Source organism: Pseudoxanthomonas mexicana (genome assembly GCF_001556105.1).
GTDB lineage: Bacteria > Pseudomonadota > Gammaproteobacteria > Xanthomonadales > Xanthomonadaceae > Pseudoxanthomonas_A > Pseudoxanthomonas_A mexicana_A.
Genome location: NZ_LSIF01000002.1, coordinates 65,910 through 83,541, shown reverse-complemented (window position 1 = coordinate 83,541; position 17,632 = coordinate 65,910). Strand labels below are relative to the sequence as shown.

The 17,632-nt window shown below is 64.0% G+C and carries 19 protein-coding genes; 13 read left to right on the top strand and 6 right to left on the bottom strand.

What is annotated here, in order from left to right; genetic code table 11:
* Window positions 1-107: 107 nt before the first annotated feature.
* Complete coding sequence (locus tag AX730_RS18650; RefSeq protein WP_155944467.1) at window positions 108-335, top strand: hypothetical protein; 228 nt, start codon at window positions 108-110, stop codon at window positions 333-335.
* 159 nt (window positions 336-494) lie between these two features.
* Here the strand turns inward: AX730_RS18650 and merR are convergent, their stop codons facing one another.
* Window positions 495-902: an Hg(II)-responsive transcriptional regulator gene (gene merR / locus AX730_RS00390; protein WP_054665581.1), complete on the bottom strand. Its 408-nt coding sequence runs from the start codon at window positions 900-902 to the stop codon at window positions 495-497.
* A gap of 74 nt (window positions 903-976) precedes the next feature.
* On the opposite strand from merR, the gene merT reads away from it, so the two are divergent.
* From merT to merA, 3 genes are read left to right on the top strand one after another with little or no spacing between them, the layout of a single operon-like run.
* A complete protein-coding gene (gene merT, locus AX730_RS00385) occupies window positions 977-1,327 on the top strand; it encodes a mercuric ion transporter MerT (RefSeq protein WP_019183730.1) in 351 nt (116 codons plus the stop codon).
* Window positions 1,328-1,339: 12 nt separating this feature from the next.
* On the top strand, window positions 1,340-1,618 hold the full coding sequence (merP, locus tag AX730_RS00380; RefSeq protein WP_062350294.1) for a mercury resistance system periplasmic binding protein MerP: 279 nt from the start codon (window positions 1,340-1,342) through the stop codon (window positions 1,616-1,618).
* Between the two features lie 10 nt (window positions 1,619-1,628).
* A complete protein-coding gene (gene merA, locus AX730_RS00375) occupies window positions 1,629-3,323 on the top strand; it encodes a mercury(II) reductase (RefSeq protein ID WP_012480191.1) in 1,695 nt (564 codons plus the stop codon).
* An 82-nt stretch (window positions 3,324-3,405) separates the two neighbouring features.
* Here merA and AX730_RS00370 read toward each other — a convergent pair whose 3' ends face one another.
* Window positions 3,406-4,746, bottom strand: a complete 1,341-nt coding sequence (locus tag AX730_RS00370; RefSeq protein WP_054665575.1) for an ISL3-like element ISStma11 family transposase — start codon at window positions 4,744-4,746, stop codon at window positions 3,406-3,408.
* A gap of 172 nt (window positions 4,747-4,918) precedes the next feature.
* Between AX730_RS00370 and AX730_RS18230 the strand changes: the two genes are divergently transcribed.
* Window positions 4,919-5,413 carry a YkgJ family cysteine cluster protein gene (locus tag AX730_RS18230; protein WP_082393984.1) on the top strand — a complete coding sequence of 165 codons (495 nt, stop codon included), beginning with the start codon at window positions 4,919-4,921 and terminating at the stop codon, window positions 5,411-5,413.
* 255 nt (window positions 5,414-5,668) lie between these two features.
* Here the strand turns inward: AX730_RS18230 and AX730_RS18645 are convergent, their stop codons facing one another.
* From AX730_RS18645 to AX730_RS00355, 4 genes are all read right to left on the bottom strand, one after another.
* Window positions 5,669-5,869, bottom strand: a complete 201-nt coding sequence (locus AX730_RS18645; protein WP_155944466.1) for a hypothetical protein — start codon at window positions 5,867-5,869, stop codon at window positions 5,669-5,671.
* Between the two features lie 146 nt (window positions 5,870-6,015).
* Window positions 6,016-7,428, bottom strand: coding sequence for a Cu(+)/Ag(+) sensor histidine kinase (locus AX730_RS00365; protein WP_056878761.1), 1,413 nt, complete (start codon window positions 7,426-7,428; stop codon window positions 6,016-6,018).
* The gene (locus AX730_RS00360; RefSeq protein ID WP_054665569.1) at window positions 7,421-8,101 is read right to left on the bottom strand and encodes a heavy metal response regulator transcription factor; all 681 of its coding nucleotides are present in this window, start codon (window positions 8,099-8,101) and stop codon (window positions 7,421-7,423) included. Before AX730_RS00360 ends, AX730_RS00365 begins: the two co-directional genes overlap by 8 nt.
* 185 nt (window positions 8,102-8,286) lie before the next feature.
* Complete coding sequence (locus AX730_RS00355) at window positions 8,287-8,721, bottom strand: hypothetical protein (RefSeq protein ID WP_054665567.1); 435 nt, start codon at window positions 8,719-8,721, stop codon at window positions 8,287-8,289.
* Window positions 8,722-8,940: 219 nt separating this feature from the next.
* Between AX730_RS00355 and AX730_RS00350 the strand changes: the two genes are divergently transcribed.
* From AX730_RS00350 to AX730_RS00320, 8 genes are all read left to right on the top strand, one after another.
* Complete coding sequence (locus AX730_RS00350; RefSeq protein ID WP_054665565.1) at window positions 8,941-9,186, top strand: DUF2933 domain-containing protein; 246 nt, start codon at window positions 8,941-8,943, stop codon at window positions 9,184-9,186.
* Window positions 9,176-9,841, top strand: a complete 666-nt coding sequence (locus AX730_RS00345) for a methyltransferase family protein (RefSeq protein ID WP_054665562.1) — start codon at window positions 9,176-9,178, stop codon at window positions 9,839-9,841. The genes AX730_RS00350 and AX730_RS00345 overlap by 11 nt, the downstream gene beginning before the upstream one ends.
* 134 nt (window positions 9,842-9,975) lie before the next feature.
* Window positions 9,976-11,928 carry a heavy metal translocating P-type ATPase gene (locus AX730_RS00340; RefSeq protein ID WP_164490769.1) on the top strand — a complete coding sequence of 651 codons (1,953 nt, stop codon included), beginning with the start codon at window positions 9,976-9,978 and terminating at the stop codon, window positions 11,926-11,928.
* The gene (locus AX730_RS00335) at window positions 11,925-12,926 is read left to right on the top strand and encodes a ribose-phosphate pyrophosphokinase (RefSeq protein WP_054665556.1); all 1,002 of its coding nucleotides are present in this window, start codon (window positions 11,925-11,927) and stop codon (window positions 12,924-12,926) included. The genes AX730_RS00340 and AX730_RS00335 overlap by 4 nt, the downstream gene beginning before the upstream one ends.
* Window positions 12,927-12,937: 11 nt before the next feature.
* Window positions 12,938-14,293 (top strand): MBL fold metallo-hydrolase RNA specificity domain-containing protein, encoded by a 1,356-nt coding sequence (locus AX730_RS00330; RefSeq protein ID WP_081420139.1) that lies wholly within the window; start codon window positions 12,938-12,940, stop codon window positions 14,291-14,293.
* Entirely contained in the window at window positions 14,290-15,204 is a 915-nt protein-coding gene (locus AX730_RS19270; protein WP_232310128.1) for a hypothetical protein, read from the top strand. The genes AX730_RS00330 and AX730_RS19270 overlap by 4 nt, the downstream gene beginning before the upstream one ends.
* Entirely contained in the window at window positions 15,186-15,773 is a 588-nt protein-coding gene (locus AX730_RS19265; protein WP_232310127.1) for a hypothetical protein, read from the top strand. Before AX730_RS19270 ends, AX730_RS19265 begins: the two co-directional genes overlap by 19 nt.
* Window positions 15,774-15,890: 117 nt before the next feature.
* Window positions 15,891-17,618 (top strand): DUF3141 domain-containing protein, encoded by a 1,728-nt coding sequence (locus AX730_RS00320; protein ID WP_081420138.1) that lies wholly within the window; start codon window positions 15,891-15,893, stop codon window positions 17,616-17,618.
* The last annotated feature ends 14 nt before the right edge of the window (window positions 17,619-17,632 follow it).

Here is a 17,632-nt window from a genome sequence, read left to right as displayed (position 1 = left end):
TAGCCCGCGCCGGACGCTCCAGCCCTGATAGCCTTCAGTTCCGCGAGCATGATGGGCGCAGGCTTGGTAGGTTTTGAGGATGAACCGGGCACGCTTGAGGAGCACCGATGACGCAGCAAACGGATGACTCAGAGCGCGATCCTGCTCAGGCCAAGAAGAATGCCCAGGCGAATTTCGATCGAATGCTTACTGGCATTCCGATGGAAATCCAAGACAGAGAAGCCAGCTTGGCCAGTCGGCTGGCCGCCTTGCCTGGAAGCCCGATAAAAAAGGGGTGGATTTTAGTGTGGGAAGACCGCACTAGCCCTTCTTGTCTGACAGCTCTCGTTCGGTAGGTTTCTGGTATCGCAAGGCTTACGCGCTTTTAGCCTTCAGTGTGGGCTTTGTCTGGCGCATGTCGGTGCAAGGAAACAATCAGTGGCAGGTCACCTTGCCCCCGGCTCGAACTGGGGTTTGAGGCGCAGTGGAACGGAAAACCGGGTTAAGCCACGCGCCTAGCTCCCGTGCAGAGAATCGATCAGCGGGCACGACACAGTGCCTCGCTGCGCATGGCACTCGTTGACCAACCGTGACAGCACCGCTTCGATTCGCGTCAGGTCCGCCATCTTGGTGCGCACGTCGGTGAGCTGGAGCGCAGCCAGCTCGGCGGCTTCGCTGCAGTGAGTGCCGTCCTCAAGCTGTAGGAGTTGGCCGACTTCGTCCAGGTTGAACCCCAGCCGCTGGGCGGATTTCACGAAACGCACCCGCGCCACGTCCGCCGATCCGTAGCGGCGAATACTGCCGACGGGCCGACCTGGTTCTGGCAATAACCCCTTGCGCTGATAGAACCGGATGGTCTCCACGTTGACCCCAGCGGTCTTGGCGAAAGCCCCGATGGTCAGTGTTTGCGGATCGTTCACCATCGCGCTTGACTCCGTACTTGACTACGGAAGTAACCTTAGCGCATCACGCAACGTCTCGGAAGGAGATCCCTCACATGGCAGACCCCAGCAACGGCCGCGGTGCACTGGCCGCCGGTGGCCTCGCCGCCATCCTCGCCTCGACCTGCTGCCTCGGTCCGCTGGTGCTGATCACGCTGGGTTTCTCCGGCGCCTGGATCGGCAACTTGACCGCGCTGGAACCGTACCGGCCGATCTTCATTGGCGTGGCGCTCGTGGCGCTGTTCTTCGCGTGGCGTCGCATCTTCCGGCCGGCTCGCGCCTGCGCGCCGGACGACGCATGCGCCGTGCCCCAGGTGCGGACGGCCTACAAGGTGATCTTCTGGATCGTCACCGCCCTGGTGCTGATCGCGCTCGTGTTCCCCTACCTCATGCCCCTGTTCTACTGAAAGGAGATTGCCATGAAGAAACTCGTCGCATTGCTCGCTCTGACCGCTGCCCTCAGCGCTCCCGCCTGGGCCGCCACCAAAACCGTCACGCTGTCGGTGCCGAGCATGACCTGCGCCACCTGTCCGATCACGGTCAAGAAGGCGCTGACCAAGGTCGAAGGCGTCATCGAGGCCAAGGTGACCTGGGAGCCCAAGGAGGCGGTGGTAACCTACGACGATACCAAGACCACTCCGGCCGCGTTGACCAAAGCCACCGAGAACGCCGGCTACCCGTCTACCGTCAAGAAGTGAGCACACGCTCATGACCGAGGCGATCACGCTGCACATCGATGGCATGACCTGCGGGTCGTGCGCCGAGCACGTCAAGCAGACCTTGGAAAAGGTGCCCGGCGTGCGTTCGGCCTCAGTGTCCTACCCACAGCGCCGGGCCGAGATTGAGGCCAGCGTAGGTACCGCCGCGGACGTGACCTCGCTGGTCGCGGCGGTATCCGCACTCGGTTACCGAGCGCAGCTTGCCGATGCGCCGGGGCAACCCAGCGACCTGCTGAACAATGCACAAGAGCGGCTGGGCGGCGAACCAAAGCGCGAGGACGATGAGGCTGCACTGCACGTGGCCGTGATCGGCAGCGGCGGCGCGGCGATGGCGGCGGCGTTGAAGGCCGTCGAGCAAGGGGCGCGTGTGACGCTGATCGAGCGCAGCACTCTCGGCGGCACCTGCGTCAACGTCGGATGTGTGCCGTCCAAGATCATGATCCGCGCTGCCCACATTGCGCATCTGCGTCGCGAGAGTCCGTTCGATGACGGCATTGCCGCCGCCTCGCCGAAGATTCTGCGTAAGCGCTTGCTGGCTCAGCAGCAGGGGCGCGTCGATGAACTGCGCCACGCCAAGTACGAAGGCATCCTGACGAGCACCCCGACCATCACCGTGCTGCGCGGCGATGCCCGATTCAAGGATGCGCACACGCTGACCGTGGCAACCGCTGACGACGGGATGCGCGAGGTGAGTTTCGACCGCTGCCTCATCGCCACCGGGGCCAGTCCGGCGATTCCACCGATCCCGGGCTTGAAAGACACGCCCTTCTGGACGTCGACCGAAGCGCTGGCCAGCGACACGATCCCCGATCGGCTGGCCGTGATCGGCTCGTCGGTGGTGGCCGTCGAACTCGCGCAGGCCTTTGCCCGGCTGGGCAGCAAGGTGACCATGCTGGCGCGCAGCACACTGTTCTTTCGCGAAGACCCCGCCATTGGCGAGGCCATCACGGCCGTGTTCCGCGCCGAAGGCATCGAAGTGCTGGACCACACCCAGGCCAGCCAGGTCGCCTATGAGGATGGGGAATTCGTGCTCACCACCGAACGCGGCGAACTGCATGCCGACCGGCTGTTGTTCGCCACCGGCCGCACCCCAAACACCCGCACGCTCAACCTCGACGCGGCCGGTGTGGTGGTCAATGCGCAAGGCGCCATCACCATCGACCACGCGATGCGCACTACCGTGCCGCACATCTATGCCGCCGGCGACTGCACTGACCAGCCGCAGTTCGTCTACGTCGCGGCGGCGGCCGGCACCCGCGCTGCAATCAACATGACGGGTGGCAACGCGACGCTGGATCTGACGGCGATGCCGGCGGTGGTGTTCACCGACCCGCAGGTCGCCACCGTGGGCTACAGCGAAGCCGAAGCGCACCACGACGGTATCGAGACCGACAGCCGCACGCTGACGCTCGACAACGTGCCCCGGGCGCTGGTCAACTTCGACACGCGCGGTTTCATCAAGCTGGTTTCGGAGGCCGGTTCGGGACGACTGATCGGCGTGCAAGCGGTAGCCCCGGAAGCAGGCGAGCTGATCCAAACCGCAGTACTGGCGATTCGCAACCGCATGACGGTGCGAGAGTTGGCCGACCAGTTATTCCCCTACCTGACGATGGTCGAGGGGCTGAAACTCGCGGCACAAACCTTCACCAAGGACGTAAAGCAACTGTCCTGTTGCGCGGGGTAGTGGCTGGGCCTCTTACCTATGCTTCATCGGCTGAATCACAAATTCAGGCTGAAGCGCCGCCTCTTGCACAATGGGCTGAGGACTATTCGAAATACCCCTCTTCGAGTAGCCGCGCCAGCGTCGGGAGATAGGGGCCGTACTCGACCACGCGCGTGATCTTCTTCTTGCGCGTTGCCGCCGTGGTCATCCGCTGGAACACGAAGTCCGTGGTCATTGGGTCGTCGTCATCGACCAACACGGTTTCGATAACCGAGCCATCCTTGCGCGCCTTCTTGTCGTAGAGTATGCGCGCCCGAAGCACCTCGAAGCTGTAACCCCTGCCCATGCGGTTCATGTCTTTGGCCACTCGGTTGACTGACTCAGTATAGGCATTGGTAATCGGCTGCTCGAAGTAGGCGAAGATTTCGTCGTGCCAGTTGTGCACGGCGGTGGTCAGGTCCTTGAACGTGGCCGCCAATTCGGTCGGAATATTGGCCTGCCACTTCGCGCAGGCGGCTTCTGCTGCTGGGCGGGTCTTCTGATCCCAGATCGACAGAAATCCTTCCTTGAGCGCGTGGGCTTCGCTTAGGAGCGGGAACTGTTGGAACCATTCCCGCATCCGGTCCATATCTCTCCCTGTCAGGTCGTGCTGCCGCTTGAGCAGCAGGAACCGCTCGTCCTTGAGTTTGAGGCGCTGCCGGGTGGACAAATCCTTGCGAATGCGCTTGCGCAGCTTCTCCAGCGCGTCGTTCGCCATGCGCTGGATATGGAATCGATCGACCACGATCCGGGCCTGTGGCAGCGTGGCGCGCACCACCTGCCGATAAACGTGGTACATGTCCATCGCCACCCACTCGACCGAGTCCTTGTCCCGCAGGTCGCGGAAATAGGGCATCAACTCGGCTTTGGCCCGGCTGGGGCGGATATCGAACACGGTCTTGCGCTCGACGTTGGTGATCATGGCCCGGTACTGGCCGATGATCTTGAGCTCGTCGATACCCAGCACCCGCGGCGTCCGGAACTGGGTCTTGGCCTCGACCTCCTCGATGAAATCGTCGAAGACGTGGCGGACCGTCTTTTCGTCCACGGCTACTTCCCGGGCAAGGGCCGCAAAGGTCTTGGAGAAGGACTGGTCGCGGATATAACGCACCAGACGCGCCGTGGCTTGGCGTTTTCCATCAAGGTCCGCCACAGGCTCAAACAAGGTCTTGGTGCAGCTTGTACAGCGATAGCGACGGCGCTGGATGAAGATCACGACGGGTTTGCCGTGCGTCGGTGTGTCCTGAAACGACTGTTCCTGTGAGCCGTGACCATGCAGGCGTCCGGTCTTGCACAGCGGGCAGGTCACCCACTGATTGACGCCTTCGGCCTTGACGACGTAACTGTCCTCGCTGGTCAGGATTTCAAGCGTCTTCAGGCTTCGCAGCTGGAGAAAGTCCGTCACTCAGCACCTTGGGCGAACCCACACTGAAATCCGACTTTTACTCTAGCACATCCGCTCAGCCGTCCAACACCAAAATCCATTCTTTGAAAGTGATAGCTACAAAGACCCAAGGAGCCAGAACCCACACCAGATTCCGGATACCCTAAAAAAGCTGCGCGCCTTGCACAGGGAAATGGAGATCCTGTCCGCTGCGATGGCTCCGTATGTCGCATGCAGTGCGGGGTGCTCGGCATGTTGCCACTACCCGGTGCACCTTTATCCCGTTGAGGCCGAGCTTATTGAGAAGCGATCCTCGCATTCTCGATTGCCGAAGTCGCTTCCTAGTGCCGACTTCCATGGTTCGCCCTGCCCCTTCCTCATCCAGGAACAATGCTCGATCTACGAGGACCGTCCAATGGTTTGCCGCCAGCATGTTGCGTTGACCAACACGGCGTACTGGTGCGATCCGGTCAGATCGGGCGAAATCACTTTGCCGATGGCCCAACTCTCCAAAGTTCAAGAAGCTTTTCATGAGCTCGTAGCAAAAGATGGCCGCACGACCCCCATGGACATCAGACAGATCTTTGCGGTACCCGGCGAAAGCTCCTGGGTATGTAAGTCCCTTAAAACTTGTCCGGACAGCGCACCTTCGCGCGAGATCTGCGCGCAACGGGAGCGTCAGGACTGATGGAGCCGCGCTTCCTGTTTGCGCTTATGTTAGCAATCCCATATCAAGGAAATTGTTCAGAACCCACTGACGCCGCCACGATGCGTGGAGAGATACGTAGATTCACCCTCGCCCTGTGCGGCTTTGCGATGCTCGCCGCTCAGCTCTTCCACATCTATCTTCCCTGGCTGATTGCGCGACCGGCGATGCTCGCCTTCCTGATGCTGATGCTGTTCGGCACGCCTATGCTCCTGTTTCCGCTGGCAAGGAGCCCGATCACTCTGGCGGTTCTCGTTGCGATGGCAGGCTGGTCGCCAGCCTGTGGATCGGCGGTGAAGGCACGCCTTCTGCATCGAGGCTCGGTCCGCAGCAATCGGCGACCAGCATCGGGCCGATTCTGGCGCCGATCGCCGTCGCCGCCATCAGCACGGATGGGCAGTTTGTCGTTGCCTGGGGGCTGGCCGCGGCTTCGCTCATGCTGACGCTCAGCCTTTCACGGCTCTGGCCCCAGCGCGGCGCTGGCTCCCCCGATTGTCCCCGTCCCTGAACCTCGCGGCACGGCAGAAGTCCGCAGCTCTCGATGCCCCATCACCCGCCTGCGCGCGGCGATGAAGAACGTGTTTTCAGCTCTCGGTCAACGGCAAGAGGATGTAGAACTTGGTCAGCTTCTCGTCGGACAGCGCGCTGACCGACCCGCCATGCGCCTCGACGATGGATTTGACGATGGCCAGTCCCAGCCCGGCGCCTTCGCCCTTTCGGTGGGCGGCGTGCCCCACCCGGTAGAAGCGGTTGAAGATGCGCGAGAGCTCCTCGGGTGGAATCTTCTCGCCGGGATTCTCCACGCTGATGATGACGTCCCGATCGTTCTGCGAGAACCTCACGGTGATGGTTTCGCCACTGGGCGTGTACCGGATCGCATTGGAGATCAGATTGCTGAGCGCCCGGCGAAGCATTTCCCGATCACCGCGGATCGGTGTCGTGCGGCCGCGAAGTTCGAGCTTCACGCCTCGCTCTTCCACCAAGGCCTCGAAGTACTCGAACAGCCCCCGGACGGCGTCCTCAAGGACCACGCTCTCCAGATTCAGATTGCCCGGATCGTTCTCGGTCTGAGCCAGGAACAGCATGTCGTTGATCATGCGGTTCAGGCGCCCGAACTCTTCCAGGTTGGAATAGAGAATCTCCCGATACTCGTCGGCCGAGCGGGCCTGACCGAGCGCCACTTCCGTCTGCGTGGTCAGGTTCGTGACCGGCGTGCGCAACTCGTGGGCGATGTCGGCCGAGAAGTTCGCCAGTTGCTCGAACCCATCCTCGATGCGCCCGAGCATGTCGTTGAAGGACGCGATGGTTTCTTCCAGCTCGACCGGTACAGCCTTGGGATCCAATCGCAGATACAGCTTGGACGAGGTGATCGCGCGAATCTTCTCGTTCGCCCTGTGGATCGGAATGTGCCCCCAGCGAACCGCGAACCAGGCGACAAGGATCGCGATGCACATGACCACGCAGATGGTCCACCACTGGATGCGCTTGAAGCTCCGGATGAATTCGAGATGGCCGCCGATGTTCATCGCCACGGCGATCGTGTAGGTACCGCTCAGACTGGTGTCGCCCCCGACCTGGATGACGCCACCTCGATAGGACTTCCCGTTCTCTTCCCATATCGTCATGCTTTGCCTGTCCGCCAGAGGGACGGGAGGTGTGCGCCGGGCGAAGCTCGCCAGGTCCGGACCGTCCTTCGGCGCGTACAGCGTCTTTCCGCCGGCATCAGCGACATAGTAGTAGACCCCGTGATGCCCCCGAACCGCACGGCGCAAGGCCTGCGTATCGCTTCCGTCCTGCACCTCGCCCAGTGCCCGGATGACCGAACTGGCGATCACGCCCAACTCTTCCTCATCCATTTCGGCGAAATGCCGGTCGAGGGATCCCACGCTGACCCAGCTGAACAGCAGGAGCACCACCATCATCGCGATGCCGACGAGGCCGGTGACCCGTGCGGAGAGCGAAGCCGGACGCCGCAGAAAGGCAAACCGGTCAGGCATCCGGCAGGTCCAACGTGTAGCCCATGCCACGTACGGTCTGGATGAGCTTGGGCTCGAAGCTGTCGTCGATCTTGGCGCGCAGCCGCCGGATCGCGACGTCGATGACGTTGGTGTCGCTGTCGAAATTCATGTCCCAGACCTGCGAGGCGATCAGCGAACGCGGCAGCACCTCGCCTTGGCGACGCGCCAGCAGTTCGAGCAAGGCGAACTCCTTGCTGGTCAGGTTGATACGCTGCCCGGCCCTCGTGGCACGACGGCGCGCCAGATCCAACTCCAGATCCGCAATCTGGATGCGATCGTGCGGAATAGGCGAACCCCCTCTGCGCAACAACGTCCGGACGCGCGCGAGCAGTTCCGAGAACACGAACGGCTTGACCAAGTAGTCGTCGGCGCCCAACTCCAATCCCTGGACGCGATCGTCGACGCTGCTGCGAGCGGTCAGGAACAGCACCGGCACCTGGTTGCCTGCCGCCCGGATGGTTTGCAGGATTTTCCGCCCATCCATGCCCGGCAACATGACGTCGAGCACGATCAGGTCGTAATGCTCGGTCGTGGCCATGTGCAGGCCGTCGGGCCCATCGCGCGCCAAGTCGACGACGAACCCGGCCTCCATCAGCCCTTGACGGACGTAGTCCGCCGTCTTGTGCTCGTCTTCGACAACCAGAAGTTTCATGTCAGCCCTATGCCCGCACTCGTTCGTGCTTCCGGCTCCCGCCACGACGGATGGATCATGATGGGTCACTGGAATCTACCGAGGCGAAGCTGCCATAAGGATGACGCAAAGATTACATATCAGTAATCATTTCGTCACCATTTGGGCCGGAGCGGCGTTGAACGAGTGAATGCCAAACGATCGTGTCAGCGTCCGCGCCTCAGCAGCAGGCTGATCGCGGTTGCGGCGGCCAGCGCGAACAGGGCCGAAATGAACCAGAGGAAATCCGAATCCAGGAGGATGTTGCTGAACAGGAAGCGCCCAAACGCGACGACGGCACCGATGGCCGTGGCCCAGTACAGGCATCGCGCCCGGCCGGAGAGCAGGAAGCCTCCAATCCCCAGCAGCAGGACGCCAAATCCGGCAATGAAACCACCCCAGGTGCGGAACACGGTGCCGAGCCATTCCAGGAACGCCGGGGGCAACGTGCCTGGGTCGATACCGGTGTGCCGGATATCCTCGGGCAGAAGCGCGGGGCGCAACACTAGGAAGAACACCGCAGTCCCCATGGTGAGGAGGCCGAGCACCAGGAGCAGGATGCCGCTCAGCGCGTCCCTCCGATCGACAATGTGCTGCTTCATCGCGTCCAATCTCCACGACCGCTTCGAGCGCCGACCCGACCAGGTCGGCAAGCCAGGCTGCTACTGACACTGCAAGACGCCATCTGCCACAACGATGACGTGGTGATTACATGAATGTAATCAACGCGTAACTGACCCGACAGCGACGCCTTTCTACGCTCAGGAGGCATCGTCGCCAATTGTCCCGTCCATTCTTAACTGGCGCCCTGGAGCATCGAGATGAGCGAAATTCCTGATCGGAAGCGAGGCGGTTGGCGCAGCCCCGCCGTCCTGACCGTGTGCGTCTTTCTCTCTATCGCGGGACTCTTCCTGTGGCTGGAGCATCGGGCGCACGTACTCGGTGCGCTCCCCCTCTTGCTGCCCCTGGTGATCTGCATCGGCATGCACTTCTTCCTGCACCGCGGTCACGGCGGTCACGGTGGCCACCAGACGCATCGGGAGGAGGGCGACCGCGATGACCGGTAACCCGCCCGCCTACGGCCTCTGGTTTCTGGCGCTGGTGAACGCCGGCATCTTCATTCTGTTCGCCCTGAGCTTCTTCAAGCCGACGACGGCGCGCGACTGGCGCTCGCTGGGCGCGTTTTCCGCCTTCATCGTCGCCCTGTTCGTGGAAATGTACGGCTTTCCGCTGACGCTCTACCTGTTGGCGGGTTGGGTGGGCAATCGTTTCCCGGGACTGGACCCGCTGTCCCACGACGCCGGCCACATCTGGCCCGCACTCTTCGGTTGGTCGGGAGATCCTCATCTCAATCCGTTCCACCTGGCCAGTTACGTGCTGATCGGCAGCGGGTTCTGGCTGATCGCCGCGGGCTGGCGGGTGTTGCACGAGGCTCAACGCGCCGGATCGCTTGCCACCACCGGGCCGTACGCCCATGTGCGGCATCCGCAGTACGTGGGCTTCATCCTGGTGCTGATCGGATTCTTCCTGCAATGGCCCACACTCGTGACGGGCGTGATGCTGCCGATTCTGCTGGTCATGTACTGGCGGCTCGCCAAGCGGGAGGAGCGCGAGGTCGAAGCGACGTTCGGGGATCAGTATCGACGCTACGCGAGCGACGTGCCTGCATTCGTGCCGCGGCTTGGGCGCTTGTTCAACAATAAAGAAGGCCAGATCGAATGAGTCACCATGACCCGCACGCACACCACCAGCACGATCACGGCGCACACGTCCATGCGTCTCCACCCGGCACCGGCGCCGTCGTAAGCGCCGCCGGTTCGAGTCACGCAGGCCATGCCGGCCATGACCATGGCGCCATGGTCGCCGACTTCCGCAGACGCTTCTGGGTCACGCTGCTGCTGACCCCGTTTGTCCTCGCGCTGTCGCCCATGATCCAGCACGCGCTCGGCCTGGGCGAGGCGTTGGCATTCACAGGCGATCGTTACCTCCTGTTCGCCCTGTCGACCGTCGCCTATCTCTACGGCGGCTGGCCCTTCCTGGTCGGCGTCGTCTCCGAACTGCGCAAGCGTCAGCCCGGGATGATGACGCTGATCGCGTTGGCCATTTCGGCCGCCTACATCTTCTCGGTGGCAGTGACCTTCGGCTTTCCCGGGCAGGAGTTCTACTGGGAACTGGTGACGCTGATCGCGATCATGCTGCTGGGCCACTGGGTCGAGATGCGCTCGGTCATGGGGGCGTCGCGTGCCCTGGAGGAACTGGTCAAGCTGTTGCCCGACAGTGCCACCCGCATCGATGCCGATGGCAGCCTGCACGACGTGCCGATCAGTGCGTTACAGCCAGGCGACCGCGTGATCGTCCGTCCCGGCGCCAAGGTGCCGGTGGACGGGGAGATCACCGAGGGCTCCTCGGACTTCAACGAAGCCATGCTCACCGGCGAATCCCGCCCGGTCGCCAAAGGAGTCGGTGCCACCGCGATCGGCGGGGCCATCAACGGCGCGAACGCCGTCATCATACGCGTCACCGCAACTGGCGATGCCACGTATCTGTCGCAGGTGATCGACCTGGTCAAGAAGGCGCAGCAGACCCGCTCGCGCACGCAGGACATCGCCAACCGCGCTGCCGCCTGGCTGACCTACATCGCCTTGGCCGTGGGCGTCGGCACGCTGCTGGTCTGGTGGCTGGTGCTCGACGCGCCGCTCAACTTCGCCATCGAGCGCATGGTCACCGTCATGGTCGTCGCCTGCCCGCACGCGCTCGGACTGGCTGTGCCCCTGGTGGTCGCGGTCAGCACGTCGCTGAGCGCGAGCAACGGCCTGCTGATCCGTGACAGGGCGGCGTTTGAGCGAGCGCGCCGACTGGATGCGGTCGTGTTCGACAAGACGGGCACGCTGACCGAGGGACGATTCGGGGTCAGCGACATCGTGATGCTGCAGGAGGGCGATGAGCGCCAGGAGTTGGCCTTCGCCGCGGCGGCCGAGAGCCAGTCGGAACATCCCATCGCCCATGGCATCGTGGCCGAGGCAAAGCGCCGCGACATCGCCATCCCCAAGGCCAGCGACGTGCGCAACATCACCGGCGAAGGCATCGTAGCCAACGTGGGCGACGAGCGCGTGCGCATCGTCAGCCCAGGTCATCTGGCCCGCCAGGGCAACGCCATTACCCACGAGCGGCTGGGACAGCTCGAATCGGCAGGCAAGACCGTCGTCGTACTCGAACGCGATGGTCAGCCGCGCGCACTGTTCGCGCTTGCCGATATCGTTCGGTCCGAATCCCGGGATGCCATCGCCGAATTGACCCGGCTGGGGATTCGCTCGGTGATGCTGACAGGTGATGCCCGAGGCGTGGCCGAATCGGTGTCCAAGGAACTTGGGATCTCGGAGTACTTCGCCGAGGTGCTCCCGGATCAGAAGTCGCAGAAGATCCAGGAGCTTCAGGCCCGCGGGCTATCGGTCGCCATGGTGGGCGATGGCGTAAACGACGCCCCGGCGCTGGTCCAGGCCGACCTGGGCGTGGCCATCGGCGCGGGCACCGACGTCGCCGTGGAGTCGGCCGACGTCGTGCTCGTGCGCAGCGATCCGCGCGATGTCGGCGCCATCCTTGGCCTGTCTCGCGCCACTTACCGCAAGATGGTGCAGAACCTGATCTGGGCGACCGGCTACAACACGATTGCGGTGCCCATGGCGGCGGGCATCACCTTCGGTACGGGCTTCCTGATGACGCCTGCCATCGCCGCCGTCTTCATGTCGGCCAGCACGGTGATCGTCGCCATCAATGCCCAGCTTCTCCGTTTCTACAGGCGACAAACATGACTACGACAGATTCCTCCAGCCGAGTGATCCTTCCCCTTCCCGGCAACGAAGCATTCGCCCGCCAGTTGGCGGTCGCTGGAAGGTGGGAGCTGGGAGAGCTGGAAACCCGGCGATTCCCCGACGGCGAAAGCTACGTGCGCATCGCCGCGGAGGTGGCGGACAAGTCGGTCGTCCTCGTGCAGACCCTGGCCCAGCCCGATCCCGGCTTCCTGTCGCTTGTCTTCGCCGCCGACGCCGCCCGCGACCTCGGTGCCCGCGACGTGATCCTGGTCGCACCTTACCTGGCCTACATGCGGCAGGATCGCCGCTTCCACCCCGGAGAAGCGATCACCTCCCGGAGCTTTGCCCGTCTCGTGTCGTCGAGCTTCGACCGCCTGGTAACGGTCGATCCCCATCTGCACCGTTACCCGGCGCTGTCGGCGCTCTACACCGTGCCCGCCGACACCCTTCATGCCGCTCCGCTGCTGGCCGACTGGATCACCGGCGAGGTGGAAAGGCCGTTGGTGATCGGTCCGGACGAGGAAAGTGAGCAGTGGGTGGCGGCCATCGCCCAGCGCATCGGCGCACCCCATGCAGTCCTGCGCAAGATCCGCCACGGCGACCGCAATGTCGAGGTCGCATTGTCCGACCTGTCCGCCTGGCGCGATCGCCAGCCCGTGCTGGTCGATGACATTGCGTCCTCCGGACGCACGCTGATCGAGGCCGCGCGGCAGCTGCCTCAGCAAGGCTTCGCGCTGCCCGTGGTCGCTGTGGTGCATGCCATCTTCGCCGAGGATGCCTATCCACAACTCGCGCAGCTATGCAGCCGCATCGTCTCCACCGATGCCGTGCGTCATCAGAGCAATGCGATTGCACTGGCCCCGCTGATCGCACAGGCCCTTGCCACCGACACGGAGGCAGCGACCAGCCTCGTGCGCCATCGCCGTCCACCCGAACCTCTCGATGACATCGACCCGACGACGGGTGCCGACTCCTTCACCGCGACTTCCACACTCTGAGGATTCCTCTCTTGAAGCTCACCTCGTTCGGCGGTGCTGGCACCGTCACCGGCTCCAAGCACCTGCTGAGCCACAACGGGAAACACATCCTGGTCGACTGTGGCCTGTTCCAAGGCCTCAAGAATCTGCGCGAGCTGAACTGGGAGCCGTTGCCGATCGCGCCGAAGGAACTCGACGCGGTGGTGTTGACGCATGCGCATCTCGACCACTCCGGTTATCTGCCAAGACTCGTGCGCGATGGCTTTCGCGGACGCATCTACGCCACCGCCGCAACCCGCGACGTGGCCGAATTGATCCTCAAGGACAGCGGCCATCTGCAGGAAAAGGATGCCGAGTACGCCAATCGCAAGGGTTTCAGCAAGCACAAGCCCGCCCTGCCGCTGTATACCGTGCAGGATGCCGAGCGCGCGCTCAAGCAGTTCTCCAATGTGCCGTTCGGCAAGCCGGCCCCGCTTCCCGACGGTGCGACGCTGACGTTCCGCTACGCCGGGCATATCCTGGGTGCCGCTACGGCGGAGATCGACTGGGGCGGCAAGCGCATCGTGTTCTCGGGTGACCTCGGCCGCTACGACGACCCGATGCTGTTCGATCCGCAGCCCGTGACCGAAGCCGATTATGTGGTGATCGAGTCCACCTACGGCAACCGGACCCATGCCCCGAGCGATGCCGCCGAAGCACTCGGGGCCGTCATCGAGACAACGGTCGGCCGCGGCGGCACGGTTGTCATTCCCGCGTTCGCGGTGGGCCGCGCACAATTGCTGCTCTATTACCTCTGGAAGCTGCGCCAGGCCGGGCGCCTGGGTTCGGTGCCCATCTATCTGGACAGTCCGATGGCGATCAACGCCAGCGAGCTGCTCTGCGATCACCTCGCCGACCACCGCCTGCCCGCCGAGATCTGTCATGCCGCCTGCGGGATCGCCACGTATACCCGCGAGGTCGAGGAATCCAAGCAGATCACCGCCAGCCGATTCCCCAAGGTCGTCATCTCGGCCAGCGGCATGGCGACCGGCGGCCGCGTGCTGCACCACCTCGCGGCGTTCGCGCCCAAGCGCGAGAACACGATCCTGTTCTCCGGCTACCAGGCCGCAGGAACGCGCGGCCAGGCGATGCTGCAAGGCACACGCGAAATCAGGATTCACGGTCAATGGGTGCCGGTCAATGCGCAGGTCGCCAACCTGCCGGAATTGTCCGCGCACGCCGATGCCAACGAGCTGATGCGCTGGCTCTCCGGTTTTCGGCACGCGCCTTCGCGGATCTTCGTCGTGCATGGCGAACCGGAGGCCTCCGAGGCACTGCGCGTACGCATCGACAAGGAGAACGGCTGGCCTGTCTCGGTGCCGCGCTTCGGGCAGGTGTTCGAACTATGAACGCGCGTGATGCCCAGGTGGCCGATTCGCCGCCGACGCTACGCGCTCGGCGCCTGGGGCTTTATGCCCAACACCAGTCGATTGCGGTCATGCGCACGGATTGCCACGTGTGCCGCGCCGAGGGACTCGCCTCACGATCGCAGGTGTTGCTTTCGGCCGGTGGGCGACAGGTGCAGGCAGTGCTCTATCAGGCCGATGGCGATCTGGTTGCGCCAGGCGAAGCCGCACTCTCCGAATCCGCCTGGGAACGGCTGGGCGTCGCCGAGGGCGCCCCCATTGAGGTCTCCCATGCCCCCGCCCTGGACTCCTTGGCCAGCGTTCGACGGCGGATCTATGGCCATCGGCTCGATGCGGCCGCGCTGCAAGCCGTCGTCGCGGACGTGACGGCGGGACGCTACACGGACGTGCATCTAGCCGCGTTCCTGACGGCCAGTGCGGCCCTGCCGCTGGACGAACAGGAAACGGTCGATCTGACCGCCGCGATGATCGATGCCGGGGAGCGCCTGACGTGGAACGCTCCGGTGGTGGTGGACAAGCACTGCATCGGCGGACTGCCAGGCAACCGGACCACGCCGATCGTCGTCGCCATCGTGGCAGCCCACGGCCTGGTGATGCCCAAGACCTCATCGCGCGCGATCACGTCGCCGGCGGGCACCGCCGACACCATGGAAACATTGGCGCCTGTGGATCTTGACCTGGCCACCATGCGGCGCGTCGTGGATCAGGAAGGCGGCTGCATCGCCTGGGGCGGTGCTGTGCATCTCAGTCCCGCCGACGACATCTTCGTTCGCGTGGAACGGGAACTGGACGTGGACACCGAGGGGCAATTGATCGCCTCCGTGCTGTCCAAGAAGATCGCGGCGGGCTCCAATCACGTCGCGGCCAACCCGAAGTGCGCGGCGACCGCCTGATCGCGGTCGCCGCGCACTTCGGGTTGGCCGCGACGTGCATCCGCACCGACGGCAGCCAGCCGGTGGGCCGAGGGATCGGCCCCGCCCTCGAAGCGCACGATATTCTCGCCGTCCTTCAGAACAAACCCGATGCGCCCGGCGATCTGCGGCACCGGGCCGCAGTGCTCGCCGGCGCCGCGCTCGAAATCGGCGGCGCGGCAGAGCCAGGAGCAGGCTATGCGCTGGCCTTGGCCACCTTGGCTGACGGTCAGGCCTGGACGAAGTTCCAGCGGATCTGCCAGGCGCAGGGCGGCATGCGCGAGCCGCCCAGGGCCTTGCACATCCGGCCCCTGACTGCGGCGCGTGCTGGGAGGATCGTCCAGATCAACAACCGCAAGATTGCCCAGCTCGCTAAGTTGGCCGGTGCGCCCGAGGCCAAGGCCGCCGGCGTCACCATGGAGGTCATGCTGGGAGCTGACGTCGGCATCGGACAGCCGCTGCTTCAGTTGCACGCCGACACCGCGGGTGAACTGGCCTATGCCATGGAATATGCGTCCCGGAACCCGGACATCATCGAAATCGCGACTTGAGACGTCGCGGCAGTATCTCCATTGGAGGCCAAGATGCGCCCACGTGAAACCCGGACTCGTTCAGCGAAGCGCGCTGCGGGCAGATCCAGAAGCGAAAGGGCTGTTCACGCATCACCCGTGGCAGCCGTGCCGTCGGTGTCGACAGATCATTCCGCCGAACAAGCGCTTGCAGGTTCTGCCGTGTACGACTTCGCTCAGGCAGTGGGCTACTCGCGTGACGTGTTCGAGCGCGCGGTGCTGTTCTGGGACACACTGCGCCAGCGGGCCGACGAAATGATCGCCCACGAGCGCGCGGGCAAGCCTCCGCTGCTGGACTTCGACTACGAAACGCTGCTCGATGCCCGGCGCTTCGAGCATCCGGCCAACTACGCGCTCCTTCGCATCACGCGGGCCGGGGACCACTGCATCGAAGACTGCCTGGATGCCTCCAGGCCGCCCGTGGTGGTCGTCGATCCGCGTGCCGGACATGGCCCAGGCATCGGCGGCTTCAAGACCGACTCCGAAGTCGGTATCGCGCTGCATCGCGGCCATGCCGTTTACTTCGTCTCGTTTTATCCTGAACCATGTCCCGGCCAGACGCTCGCGGACGTGTTGCAGGCGCTGCGGCGCTTCGTGGAGGAAGTGGCGAGGCGCCATCCCGGCCAGCCTCCTGTGCTGTACGGCAACTGCCAGGCGGGTTGGGCACTCACGCTGCTCGCGGCGGACTGCCAGGGCCTGAGCGGGCCAGTCGTGCTCAACGGATCGCCGCTGTCCTACTGGGCGGGCGCCGCGGGTATGAACCCGATGCGGCTCGCCGGAGGATTCGTGGGCGGCGTGTGGATGACCCATCTGCTCGCGGATCTGGGCAATGGTCGTTTCGACGGCGCCTGGCTCATCCAGAACTTCGAGAATCTCAAGCCGGAAGGCGTGTGGGAGAAGTACGCCAACCTCTTCGCGCATGTGGATACCGAGCGTGATCGCTTCCTCCAGTTCGAGCGCTGGTGGAATGCCTGGTACTTCATGAGCCGCGAAGAGATCGTCGCCATTGTCGAGAACCTGTTCATCGGCAACCGTCTCGAGGAAGGCAAGCTGCGGATCGACGAGCACTGCGCCGTCGACCTGAAGCGCATCCGCAACCCGCTAGTGGTCTTCGCCTCCTACGGTGACAACATCACGCCGCCTCACCAGGCACTGGGCTGGATTCCCGTGGTCTATCCCGACACGGACGCGCTCAAGCAGGCGGATCAGCGCATCGTCTACCTGACCAACCCGCATGTTGGTCATCTGGGGATCTTCGTCTCCGCGAAGGTCGCCCGCTTCGAGCATCGGGCCATCCTGGAGACCCTGGCGGACGTCGAGGCATTGGCCCCGGGCCTCTACGAGATGAAGATCGACAGCCCCACCGGCGACTCGGATTGCGCGCGGTCGCAGTACACCGTCCGTTTCGAGGAGCGACAGGTCGAGGACCTGCGGTTCGATGTCCCTAATGCAGCGTTCGAGAAAGTGCGAGGGATGTCGGAGACGAACGAATTGTTCTACAAGACGTTCGTGAGTCCCGTCTTGAGCGCCATGAGCAATCCCTGGAGCGCCTCGGCGCTGGAATGGCTGCATCCGATGCGCACCAGCCGCTACCTGCTTTCGGAGGCCTTCAGCCCTTGGATGCACGCCGTCGCGGCCCTGGCGCCCCTGATCAGGAAGGAGCGGACGCCATTGCCCGCGGACAACCCCTTCGCGGCGCAGGAGCAGGCGGTGATCGCGCAGGTTACCCAGGCCATCGAAGATGGGCGCAAGCATCGCGACGAGGCGATGGAATGGTGGTTCGCGCTTGTGTTCGGCGCCATGCCGAGAAGGCTCGGCGCGGCCTGACGATTCGTGGTCGC

Coding starts and splice junctions, on each gene's coding strand:
- AX730_RS18230 (WP_082393984.1), top strand. CDS start 4,919: ATGGAGATCCTGTCCGCTGCGATGGCTCCGTATGTCGCATGCAGTGCG.
- AX730_RS18645 (WP_155944466.1), bottom strand. CDS start 5,869: ATGAGCGAAGCCGCGGCCAGCCCCCAGGCAACGACAAACTGCCCATCC.
- AX730_RS00345 (WP_054665562.1), top strand. CDS start 9,176: ATGACCGGTAACCCGCCCGCCTACGGCCTCTGGTTTCTGGCGCTGGTG.
- AX730_RS00340 (WP_164490769.1), top strand. CDS start 9,976: ATGGTCGCCGACTTCCGCAGACGCTTCTGGGTCACGCTGCTGCTGACC.
- merT (WP_019183730.1), top strand. CDS start 977: ATGGCAGACCCCAGCAACGGCCGCGGTGCACTGGCCGCCGGTGGCCTC.
- AX730_RS00360 (WP_054665569.1), bottom strand. CDS start 8,101: ATGAAACTTCTGGTTGTCGAAGACGAGCACAAGACGGCGGACTACGTC.
- merP (WP_062350294.1), top strand. CDS start 1,340: ATGAAGAAACTCGTCGCATTGCTCGCTCTGACCGCTGCCCTCAGCGCT.
- merA (WP_012480191.1), top strand. CDS start 1,629: ATGACCGAGGCGATCACGCTGCACATCGATGGCATGACCTGCGGGTCG.
- AX730_RS00355 (WP_054665567.1), bottom strand. CDS start 8,721: ATGAAGCAGCACATTGTCGATCGGAGGGACGCGCTGAGCGGCATCCTG.
- AX730_RS00365 (WP_056878761.1), bottom strand. CDS start 7,428: ATGCCTGACCGGTTTGCCTTTCTGCGGCGTCCGGCTTCGCTCTCCGCA.
- merR (WP_054665581.1), bottom strand. CDS start 902: ATGGTGAACGATCCGCAAACACTGACCATCGGGGCTTTCGCCAAGACC.
- AX730_RS00350 (WP_054665565.1), top strand. CDS start 8,941: ATGAGCGAAATTCCTGATCGGAAGCGAGGCGGTTGGCGCAGCCCCGCC.
- AX730_RS19270 (WP_232310128.1), top strand. CDS start 14,290: ATGAACGCGCGTGATGCCCAGGTGGCCGATTCGCCGCCGACGCTACGC.
- AX730_RS18650 (WP_155944467.1), top strand. CDS start 108: ATGACGCAGCAAACGGATGACTCAGAGCGCGATCCTGCTCAGGCCAAG.
- AX730_RS00335 (WP_054665556.1), top strand. CDS start 11,925: ATGACTACGACAGATTCCTCCAGCCGAGTGATCCTTCCCCTTCCCGGC.